Source organism: Candidatus Abyssobacteria bacterium SURF_5 (genome assembly GCA_003598085.1).
Classification (GTDB): domain Bacteria; phylum Abyssobacteria; class SURF-5; order SURF-5; family SURF-5; genus SURF-5.
On record QZKU01000080.1, the window covers coordinates 1 to 10,388 of the forward strand.

General features: G+C 54.6%; 9 protein-coding genes. 3 read left to right on the plus strand and 6 right to left on the minus strand.

Annotated elements, in window-relative coordinates:
• The 4 genes from C4520_11845 to C4520_11860 form a co-directional block, all read right to left on the minus strand.
• A partial coding sequence (locus C4520_11845) for a prepilin-type N-terminal cleavage/methylation domain-containing protein (GenBank protein ID RJP20061.1) occupies nucleotides 1-258 on the minus strand: 258 nt, incomplete at its 3' end.
• Nucleotides 259-485: 227 nt separating this feature from the next.
• Nucleotides 486-1,058, minus strand: a complete 573-nt coding sequence (locus C4520_11850) for a hydrolase (GenBank protein RJP20062.1) — start codon at nucleotides 1,056-1,058, stop codon at nucleotides 486-488.
• A gap of 22 nt (nucleotides 1,059-1,080) precedes the next feature.
• The gene (locus tag C4520_11855) at nucleotides 1,081-1,647 is read right to left on the minus strand and encodes a hypothetical protein (GenBank protein ID RJP20063.1); all 567 of its coding nucleotides are present in this window, start codon (nucleotides 1,645-1,647) and stop codon (nucleotides 1,081-1,083) included.
• A 23-nt stretch (nucleotides 1,648-1,670) separates the two neighbouring features.
• A complete protein-coding gene (locus tag C4520_11860; protein ID RJP20064.1) occupies nucleotides 1,671-2,612 on the minus strand; it encodes a histone deacetylase in 942 nt (313 codons plus the stop codon).
• 132 nt (nucleotides 2,613-2,744) lie between these two features.
• Here C4520_11860 and C4520_11865 point away from each other — a divergent pair, with 132 nt between their 5' ends.
• Both C4520_11865 and C4520_11870 read left to right on the plus strand, forming a co-directional pair.
• On the plus strand, nucleotides 2,745-3,752 hold the full coding sequence (locus tag C4520_11865; GenBank protein ID RJP20065.1) for a DUF2961 domain-containing protein: 1,008 nt from the start codon (nucleotides 2,745-2,747) through the stop codon (nucleotides 3,750-3,752).
• 167 nt (nucleotides 3,753-3,919) lie between these two features.
• Nucleotides 3,920-5,191: a glycosyltransferase gene (locus tag C4520_11870; GenBank protein ID RJP20066.1), complete on the plus strand. Its 1,272-nt coding sequence runs from the start codon at nucleotides 3,920-3,922 to the stop codon at nucleotides 5,189-5,191.
• Nucleotides 5,192-5,305: 114 nt separating this feature from the next.
• Here the strand turns inward: C4520_11870 and C4520_11875 are convergent, their stop codons facing one another.
• Nucleotides 5,306-5,827, minus strand: a complete 522-nt coding sequence (locus C4520_11875) for a hypothetical protein (protein RJP20067.1) — start codon at nucleotides 5,825-5,827, stop codon at nucleotides 5,306-5,308.
• Between C4520_11875 and C4520_11880 the strand changes: the two genes are divergently transcribed.
• On the plus strand, nucleotides 5,778-6,398 hold the full coding sequence (locus C4520_11880; protein RJP20068.1) for a phosphoribosylglycinamide formyltransferase: 621 nt from the start codon (nucleotides 5,778-5,780) through the stop codon (nucleotides 6,396-6,398). The genes C4520_11875 and C4520_11880 overlap by 50 nt on opposite strands.
• 22 nt (nucleotides 6,399-6,420) lie before the next feature.
• On the opposite strand, the gene C4520_11885 is transcribed toward C4520_11880, so the two are convergent.
• On the minus strand, nucleotides 6,421-9,621 hold the full coding sequence (locus C4520_11885) for a carbamoyl-phosphate synthase large subunit (GenBank protein ID RJP20069.1): 3,201 nt from the start codon (nucleotides 9,619-9,621) through the stop codon (nucleotides 6,421-6,423).
• Between the last annotated feature and the right edge of the window lie 767 nt (nucleotides 9,622-10,388).

The following is a 10,388-nucleotide window of genomic DNA, read 5'->3' on the forward strand; positions in this document are numbered from 1 at the left end:
ATACAGGCAGTTGGCATCATACATGAACCTTTCGGTATGATTTGCCAGCGGAGGGAATTTGTCCCTGTTCTCCGAGGCATACATCCCCAACACAAGGCCCAGCTGCTTGAGGTTGTTCACGCAAGCAGAACGACGGGCTGATTCCCGTGCCTTGGCAAGCGCCGGCAGCAGGATAGCAGCTAATATACCGATAATAGCTATTACCACCAGCAGCTCGACAAGGGTGAAGCCTTTGCGGCCACGAACGAAGTTACTCATTCCGCGACTCCTTTCTCTTGTCAAATGACAAATCCGATTCACCCCTGCACGACAAAGCCTTTGGGAGAGGAACCTAAATAGACACTTTGCCGATCGAATTGCTCTGACAAGAAGGAAAGAAGACATCGCGTCTTGGGAGGGCAACGTAATTATATCACGAGAGAATACGTCTGTCAATACTTTTTTGGCAGAAACGTCGGAATTTTTACAAAGCGATAGAAGAGACTTTATTTTACAATTTTTAGAATTTTGCGGAACTCGGCTGTATCCGATCGCGCGAGTACCTCATACATGGCGGCTTCAGCAGTCGTCAACACTGAGCCGGCATTCTCCATTTTTCGGAGGCCGAACTCATGATCGGATTCGCGTCGAGAGCCGCAGGCATCCGCGGCCACCTGCGGCTGATAGCCTGCCTCGAGAGCATCCAGCACCGTCTGCGCGACGCAGATATGGGTCTCGATTCCACATACGATCAATTGTGCGCGGTTCAGCCGCGAAACGGCGCTCGCAAAACGGGAGTCGCCAAAGCAACTGAAACTGACTTTCTCTATCGGTTCCAATCCTGTCAGCTCTTGTTTCACCTGCTCGATCGTCCTGCCCAACCCCTGAGGATATTGTTCCGTCCAGAGGATGGGCAGATCGAGGGTCTTGGCGAACCGGATCAGCTTGATGCAGGAGCCGATGAAAGGATCGGGATTGGCGAAGGCGGCAAGCAACTTCTCCTGATAGTCAATGACCAGGAGTGCCGAATTGCTTCTGGAGAGTATCTGCCTGTGGCGCATCATCATTCTTTGCTCCATTATCCTCCACTGGCCGCGCAATCTACTCTCGCGGCTTCGCGAGAATTTCAAGGACTCTAAGCTCAAGAAAACGTTTCGATGCAGCCGACCGCAGAATGGCAACCGTATCGGCGCCTCTGCCGGTTCCGGCTATTGCCAGCACTTCTTGTCCTTCCGACACGAGCGCGGCATCGCAAGCTTCCATCACGATCTCGCACACCACCTTGATTCCCTGGCCGAGCCGCCGCAGGGAAAGCGCGATCAGCGTTGTGGGATATATGCCTTGGAATTGCGCGGCAAGGGCTGTTTCAAGCGAGTGAGTCAGAATGGTGCCGGTATATATTCTCGCGCCGGCTGAAAGCATCCTGTCCCGGTTGGCTGGGGTTAATTCGAGTTCACCCGGCGCGCGAAATCCCGCGCTATGAGTCACCGCCACGACGTCGGCCCCGGTTCCCGCGAGCGCCTCGGCTACGGCGGCGCCCGTCTCGCCGGTTGTGGTCGCGACGATAACATGCTTCCACCCGTCGGCAACCGCCCGCGCGGCTATTTCAATGCATCGCGGCGTATTCTGAGGCCCCGGCTTTTCGAAATAATCAACCACCCGCTGCATTGGTTTTTCAGCCTCCTCTTGAGTCAACTTAAACCGGCCAAAACCTTCAGATGCGCAACGACCGAAGTTCCGAGTGACTGGCCGTAGCCGCCTTCGAGCATCGAGATCAGCCGGCCGCTGCAATATTTTTGCGCTATCTCAAGCGTCAGCCGGGTTAGAAAACCGAATCCTTCTTCCGTCAACTGCATGGACGCGAGAGGATCGTCTTTATGGCCGTCGAATCCCGCGGAAACCATCACGAATTGGGGCTGAAAGACTTCGGCTATTTTGGGAAGCATCTTTTCGTAAACTTGTCGATACTCGGGGTCGCCGCACCCTGCGCGGAGGGGTGCATTAACCGTAAAGGTCTCCCCTTTACCGCTGCCGCCCTCGTGCATGCTTCCGGTGCCGGGATAATATGGGTATTGGTGCGAGCTGAAGTAGAGTACAGATGGGTCCTCGTAGAAAATCTCCTGTGTGCCGTTGCCGTGATGCACATCCCAATCGACAATCAGAACCCTCTCGATGCCCTTTTGCCGTTGCAGATAGCGCGTGGCGACTGCGACATTATTGAAAAGGCAGAAGCCCATCGCGCGGTCGCTCTCGGCGTGATGCCCCGGCGGCCTCACCGCACAGAACGCGTTTTCTACCGTTCCGGCCATAATTGCGTCCGCTGCGGCGATGCCTGCGCCGGCGGCGTATAACGCTACTTCGTACGATTTTTCTGAAACGACGGTATCCGAATCGATGTGTTGCAGCGTTGGGCCGCACAATCGTTTGATCATGCCGATGAGCCGCTCGGTATGGACGGCTTTCACATACTCCACCGGACACTCTGACGGAGTAAGATGGAGAAGAGCCTCTTTTAATCCCGCCGATTCCACCGCTTCAAGCATGGCGACCAGCCGTTCAGGGCGCTCCGGATGCCATGAGCCGGTGAAATGCTCCTGGTATACTGGATGATAGACAAAGGCGGTTCGTGACATTTCGATTGACGCTCTATTTTTGTTTGGATCGAATGGATGGTGACGGTATAATACCATACAACTCGAAACAACGGCAAGGCCGGCGAACATCTATGCCGGACGCTCTGATTGTCAAGCCAAAGGAGGCGTTTCATGTTGTCGACCATTTCTCTAGCACATCTGGCCTCACTCCGCAATTGCCGCTCGCTGCGCGCGTCCAGCTATGATAGGACTGGGGGGAATGCGGATTTCTGGATCTTTCAACCGGGAGAGAGCAGAGTGCTCGCTCACCTGCCGGGCCCGGGAATCATACGGCATATCTGGATGACGCTGGCGTGCTCGGAGGACGCCTATCTCAGGAAGATCGTGCTCAAGATGTTTTGGGACGGCGAACGCGAACCCAGTGTTGAAGTTCCTGTTGGCGATGTTTTTGGGCTCGGCCACGCGAGAACGACCTACTTCACATCGCTGCCGCTCTCAATGTTCGATCGCGGATTCAACTGCTTTTTCTCGATGCCTTTTTACCGGGACGCCCGGATCGAGGTCGTGAGCGAATGTGATGAGCTTCCGCTCATCCTTTATTTTTACATCGATTACGAGGCCCATGAACGATTGCCCGAGGGGCTGGGGACGTTCCACTGCCAGTGGCGAAGGAAAAACGGGTGCCGCCCGGTTCAACTGCCGAACGACCAGAATGTGGACGGGAAGGAGAATTATATCGTTCTCGAAGCAAGCGGCCACGGCCATTACGTCGGATGCCATCTGGATATCGACGCCCGTACTCCGGGATGGTGGGGCGAGGGCGACGACATGTTTTTCATTGACGGAGAGAAATGGCCACCCGCAATTCACGGGACGGGAACCGAGGACTACTTTTGCGGCGCCTGGAATTATAATGAGGTTCGACAGCCGTTCTGTACACCCTACTACGGCTATCACCTGAAGGGCAACGACGACTACACGGGAAAACACTCGATGTACCGGTTCCACATCGAGGACCCGATTGTTTTCAGTAGGTCGATCCTGTTTTCGATCGAGCACGGACATGCCAACGATATGGGCCATGACTATTCCAGCACGGCTTATTGGTATCAGGCCGAGCCGCACCGGAAGGCGGTCGACCTGCTCCCGGTCGCCGAGCGCCTTCCGCGCCCCGATTGAGAGTGTGGCGCCGCTTCAACCCGCCGCTGGACGCCCAAGTCTTTCATTGCTTTGGGCAATCGGCCGTGGCGCGCGCCTTGAACGACCACTCTTTACATTCCCCCAGAAATATTTTAAAGTAAAGATAAAGCGCTGGGTTGTTCTTTATGTAAAAAGAGTCGTTTTCTATGCCCAAAAACAAGAAAAAAGGTAGAAGAATAGGTTTTATCTCCACCCGATTCGCCGGAACCGACGGCGTCTCCCTTGAAACCGCAAAATGGGCGCAAGTGTTGGAGGAATTGGGACATTCGTGCTTTTATTTTGCGGGCGAACTGGATCGGCCGCCTGAAATTTCGATGCTGGTCAAGGAAGCTCATTTCATGCATCCGGAGATCAGGGATGTTTATACAAGCTGTTTCGAGACGAGCCGCAGGAGGCCCGAGGTAACTCGCAAAATTTATGCGCTCAAAGAGCAGTTAAAGGAGACAATCTACGAGTTCATCCGGGAATTCGAAATTGACCTGCTTATCCCGGAAAATGCGGTTACCATCCCGCTCAATATCCCGCTTGGGCTGGCATTAACCGAGGTGACTGTCGAGACCAGAATTCCGACAATCGCACACCATCACGATTTTTTTTGGGAACGCAAGCATTTTCTTGTGAACTCGGCGTCGGACTACCTGACAATGGCTTTCCCGCCAAATTCGCCGGGCATTCAGCACGTCGTCATCAATAGCACAGCGGCCAACCTGCTCGCCCACCGAAGAGGCATATCCTCGACATTTATTCCCAACGTCATGGATTTTGATAATCCGCCTCCTCCCCTCGATGAATATGCGAGGGACGTTCGGCAGGTTTTCGGGTTGCAGGACGACGAATTATTCATTCTTCAGCCTACGCGAGTCGTGAAGCGGAAGGGTATTGAGACCTCGATTGAATTGGTCAGGCGTCTTGATCGGAAGGCAAAGCTGATCATTTCGCATGCCTCGGGCGACGAAGGGCACGGCTACGAGCAGCGCCTCCGCGAATACTCGAAGATGCTGAACGTGGATACCTTGTTTGTGTCCGGCACCATCAGCGATAAACGAGCGGTCACGCTGGACGGAAGAAAAATCTATACGATTGAGGATGTTTATCCCCATGCCGATTTCATAACCTACCCGTCCACCTTTGAAGGGTTCGGAAACGCTTTCCTCGAGGCAATCTATTTCAGAAAGCCAATAGCGGTGAATTTATACTCCGTCTACTCCGTTGATATCAAGCCGCGAGGCTTCAAGGTGGTCGAGCTTGAGGATTATGTCACCGACAGCGCGATTCGGCTGATGACCCAGTTGCTGGATAATCCGAAGCTTACCCAGGAGCTGGTTGAGCACAATTACAACCTGGGCAAGCGATACTACTCTTACCGACTTCTCAAAAAGAAACTGGGCACCCTGCTCTCTGAAAGCTTTGGGTACTGAACGGCTGCGATGATTGGAGGCGGCGAAGCCGCCGTGTTCAGGATTGCTCGCTCATTTCGGCAGAACAAAGGGAGAGCACTGGAGCGGAAGCAAGAGTGATGCGTGCCGGGGAGATCATGCAAGGATGTCGAAATGAGTCCCCAGTTTTCGCGGGCCGGCAGGCGGCTTGTCGCCCGACGGAGCGCTGCCGGGTTCTTCAGGAGCTTGTTCCGCGGGAAGAGCCTTTGCATCTTTTTGGCGGGCAGGCTTCTTTTGCTCCTTTTTGGCGCCTGATCCGTCATTGGCCTCAGGATTATTTTCGGCTGAAGTGAGATTCTCGATTAATTCGGTGAAGTTCTGACCCTGATCGGGAGGCACTTGACCGGGCGCGCTGCGGCGCGCCGCGGGTGTGGGCGGGAGCGGTCGGAAATTTACTTCCACGGCGATGTCCTCCGCTGGATGCCGGACGCTGAAAGCCTCTTGAGGACCCTGAATTAATGTAACATCCCTTATCTGAATAATCAAGTTTTCCCGTCTTTTATGAAAAGAGAAATTCGTCTCCGATGCGGTCACCTGCCGCAATGCCGGGGCGTGAAGGAGGAGAAAGATGAACAGAGCCTGCTTGAAGATTGGCGTATTGGGTTCGGGGACCGGCACAAATCTGCAATCCATTATCGATGCCGTTGCCGCGGGACGGGTGAAGGCAAAGATAGCGTGCGTCATCAGCGACGTCCAGACCGCATTCATTTTGGAGCGCGCCCGCAAGCACGGTGTCGACGCGCTCTATGTGCCGCCCGGAAAATATAAAACCAGGCTGAGTCCGGCCGCTGAGGCCGATTACATCCGGGTCTTGAAGGAGCGAGAAGTGGAGTTGGTTGTTTTGGCGGGCTTTATGCGGATGTTGAAAGGGGATTTCCTGGAGGCGTTTCCCAACCGCGTCATCAATATTCACCCATCCATTTTGCCGGCGTTTCGCGGATTAGAGGCGTGGAAGCAGGCGCTGGACTATGGAGTGAAATTCACCGGCTGCACCGTCCATTTCGTCGAACTGGGGATGGATACCGGCCCGATCATCATGCAGGCGGTCGTCGAAGTAAAAGATGATGATACGCCGCAAACGCTCCACCAGCGCATCCAGGTGGAGGAGCACCGTATTTATCCCGAGGTGATCCGCCTGATCGCCGAAGGCAGGGTCGAGCCGCGGGGACGGAGAGTGTTCATTCGGTGATTGAACGGCCGAAGCCTCAGGATCATTTTATGTTCTCATGATATTCCTGCAGCGACTTCACATTTCCCCGTCCGTTCTTGTATGCCTCAATTCCTTTCGCGGTCGCGACGGCGGCGGCCATCGTCGTGATGTAAGGCACCTTGTATTTGACGGCGGCTTTTCGTATGTAGGAGTCGTCGTATTTCCCCAGTTTTCCCACCGGCGTGTTTATCACCAACTGAATCTCTTTGTTCGTAATAGCGTCGACAATGTTGGGCCGGCCCTCGTGCATCTTGTCGATGGACTTGCACGTGAAACCGCGGTCGGTCAGGAATCGGCATGTTCCGCGTGTCGCGACAATCTCGAATCCGAGGTTGGCGAACCTCCTGGCAACTTCGATTGCCCCCTGTTTCTCGTCGTCGTTCACGCTGAGCAGAACGGTCCCGTTCAGCGGCAGCCGCTGGTTTGCGGCATCCTGAGATTTGTAAAAGGCAAGCCCGAAGGAATCGGCTATTCCAAGCACTTCGCCGGTCGATCTCATTTCCGGCCCAAGCACCGGGTCCACCTCGGGAAACATGTTGAAGGGAAAGACCGCTTCTTTTACGCCGAAATGTGATATGCATTTCTGAGAGAGGCCGAGGTCGGAGATCCTTTTGCCCAACATTACCTCGGTCGCCACTCGCGCCATGGAAATTCCGCACACCTTCGATACCAGCGGCACCGTGCGCGAGGCGCGCGGGTTGGCTTCAAGGATATAAACAATATTGTTGGCGATCGCGTATTGAATATTCATGAGGCCGACCACCTTGAGCTCGACCGCAATTGTGCGCGTATATTCCTCGATGGTCTCGATGTGTTTCAGCGGGATGCTGATCGGCGGGATAACGCACGCGGAATCTCCTGAATGCACCCCCGCCAGTTCGATATGCTCCATCACGGCCGGCACGAACGCGTCCGTCCCATCCGCTATGGCGTCCGCTTCCGCCTCGACTGCGTTCTCCAGGAACTTGTCGATCAGAATGGGACGCTCGGGCGTCACATCAACGGCCGCTTCCAGATATCGCTTCAGCATCTGCTCGTCATGCACCACCATCATCGCGCGCCCGCCCAGCACATAGGACGGCCTGACCATCAGCGGGTAGCCGATCTGGTTGGCGATCTCAAGAGCCTCTTCAAACGTCCGAGCCATGCCGGATTCCGGCTGTGGGATTCCGAATTTCCGCATCATGTGCCTGAACCGGTCGCGATCTTCCGCCAAGTCAATCGTTTCCGGGGTTGTCCCAATGATCCGGACTCCTGCCCGTTCGAGCTCGTTCGCTATATTCAGCGGTGTTTGGCCGCCGAATTGAACGATTGCCCCTTCGGGTTTCTCTTTCTCATAGATGGCTAGCACGTCCTCGACCGTCAACGGCTCGAAATAGAGCTTGTCGGAAGTGTCGTAGTCGGTGGAGACGGTTTCGGGATTGCAGTTGACCATGATGGTCTCATATCCGAGGTCGCGCAGCGCAAAGGCGGCGTGCACGCAACAATAATCGAATTCGATTCCCTGACCGATCCGATTCGGTCCGCCCCCGAGGATCATGATCTTTTTTCGGGTACTCGTTGAGACATTGTCGGAGCCGTTGTGAGTCGAGTAGTAATACGCAGCGTCCTTTACTCCGCTGACGGGCACCGGTTGATACGCCTTTGTCAGCCCCAGCGAATTCCGCTTGTTCCGGATATCCGCTTCCGGCGCCTCCAGGAGTTTCGACAGGTATTTGTCGGCGAAACCGTCCTTCTTCGCTTGAACAAGCAGATCATCGGGCGGAAGGTTCCCCTTGTATTTCAAGAGCTGCTCTTCGAGGTCGACCAATTCTTTCATCTGCTCGATGAACCACGGCTTGATGTGGGTCTTCTCATAGAGAAGATCGATCGGGGCGCCCTTGCGCAACGCTTCATACATGATGAACTGCCGTTCGCTTGACGGCGTCGCAAGCAGTTCGTACAGCCGCTCGAGAGATAGTTTATCGAAGTTCCTCGCGAATCCCAGTCCGTGGCGCCCCTTCTCGAGCGAGCGGATCGATTTCTGGAACGCCTCCTTGTACGTCTTGCCGATGCTCATCACCTCACCGACGGCTCGCATCTGCGTCCCCAGCTTGTCCTCGACATCCTGAAACTTCTCGAAGTCCCAGCGAGCGAATTTTACGACAACATAGTCGCCCGAAGGGGTGTATTTATCAAGCGTCCCTTCCCGCCAGTACGGGATTTCGTCGAGCGTTATCCCGCTGGCGAGCATCGAAGAGATCAGGGCGATCGGGAAACCGGTGGCCTTTGAAGCGAGCGCCGATGAGCGCGATGTGCGCGGATTGATCTCGATAACGACCACGCGGCCTGTCTTCGGGTCGTGAGCGAACTGAATGTTTGTTCCGCCGATCACCTGGATGTTCTCGACGATATCATACGAATGCTTCTGCAACCGGCGCTGGAGGTCTTCGTCAATGGTAAGCATGGGAGCCGTGCAGAATGAGTCGCCGGTATGGATACCCATGGCGTCCACGTTCTCGATAAAGCACACGGTTATCATCTGGTTCTTGGCGTCGCGGACAACTTCCAACTCGAGCTCTTCCCATCCGCGAACCGATTCCTCCACGAGCACCTGCCCAACAAGGCTGGCAGCCAGCCCCCGGCTCGCAACCACCGACAGCTCCTCCTGATTGTAAACCATTCCACCGCCGGTGCCTCCAAGGGTGTAGGCGGGCCGGATGACAATCGGATATCCGAGGCGCTCGGCTATTTGTTCGGCCTCTTTCACCGTGTACGCGATCTCACTTCTGGGCATCTCCAGCCCGATCCGCTGCATCGTTTGTTTAAACGCCAGGCGATCCTCGCCGCGCTCTATTGCATCCACCTGCACTCCGATTACTTTGACCGAATACTTGGTCAGGATGCCTTTTCGAGCCAGGTCGGAAGTCAAATTCAGCCCGGACTGGCCCCCCAGATTCGGCAAAATGGCGTCAGGGCGCTCCTTGGCGATTATATCTTCCATCGCTTCGACCGTAAGCGGCTCTATATACGTGACATCGGCCATACCGGGATCGGTCATGATGGTGGCGGGGTTAGAGTTTACCAAAACGATCTTGTACCCGAGCTTGCGCAGAGCCTTACAGGCTTGCGTGCCGGAATAGTCGAATTCGCACGCCTGACCGATTACTATCGGGCCCGATCCGATAATCATTACCTTCTCGATATCCGTCCGTTTCGGCATTTATTCCTCTCCTCATGGCGTATGACGGTCAAATACTTGGAGTTCCGGCAAAAACTTGCCGCATGTCAGACCCCATGATAAAGGAAAAATAAGACGATGTCAACGGCCCGGCGGCTAAAGAAATTTCCATTTCCATCGGGTCCTCTCGCCGGCTCGGAATCCTCCGGTGAGGGGCGCTCAGGAGAATTATCTTCCAAAGTACAGGTAATCAGCGGAACCACGTTATAACCCGCCCGTCAAGAAATCCTCCACGCGACTGCGTCGCTGTCAAGGCCGAAAGCCTTTCAGAGCCGATCGTTCGTTCGTTTGCGGGCGAGAAGCTTTTTTGCGGGATGAGAGAAACATGTTTTCGCGCGGTCAAATGACCTGTGGCTTAACAAGGACAAGCGCCCTCTGAGCCCGGTCATATTGCGGCAGAAAGCTTCGCCGATTTCCTCTCCGATTGTTCGTGCGTAATAAGGGGGGATGGTCTTGCACCTTTGCTGATGTGTATGCATAGTATGTTACTTTTTCCACACAACGACGTTCTTGGATTCAAAAGATGTTGTCCTGAATGAGCGGCGAGCGTCAATACAGCCCGGGGAACATGCTTGGCGAAAGCCGCCAACCGATCGAGTTAACGAGGAAATGACGCAGTGTGTCATATAAGGCCTTCCGACTGTTTTACATTTTTTGGGTCCTCATGAGAATTTGTGGGTGAGAAAAAGTCATAAATAATTGAAAAGCATGAACTAAATCCTGTATATCGAGTGTCTGAAGAGGATACT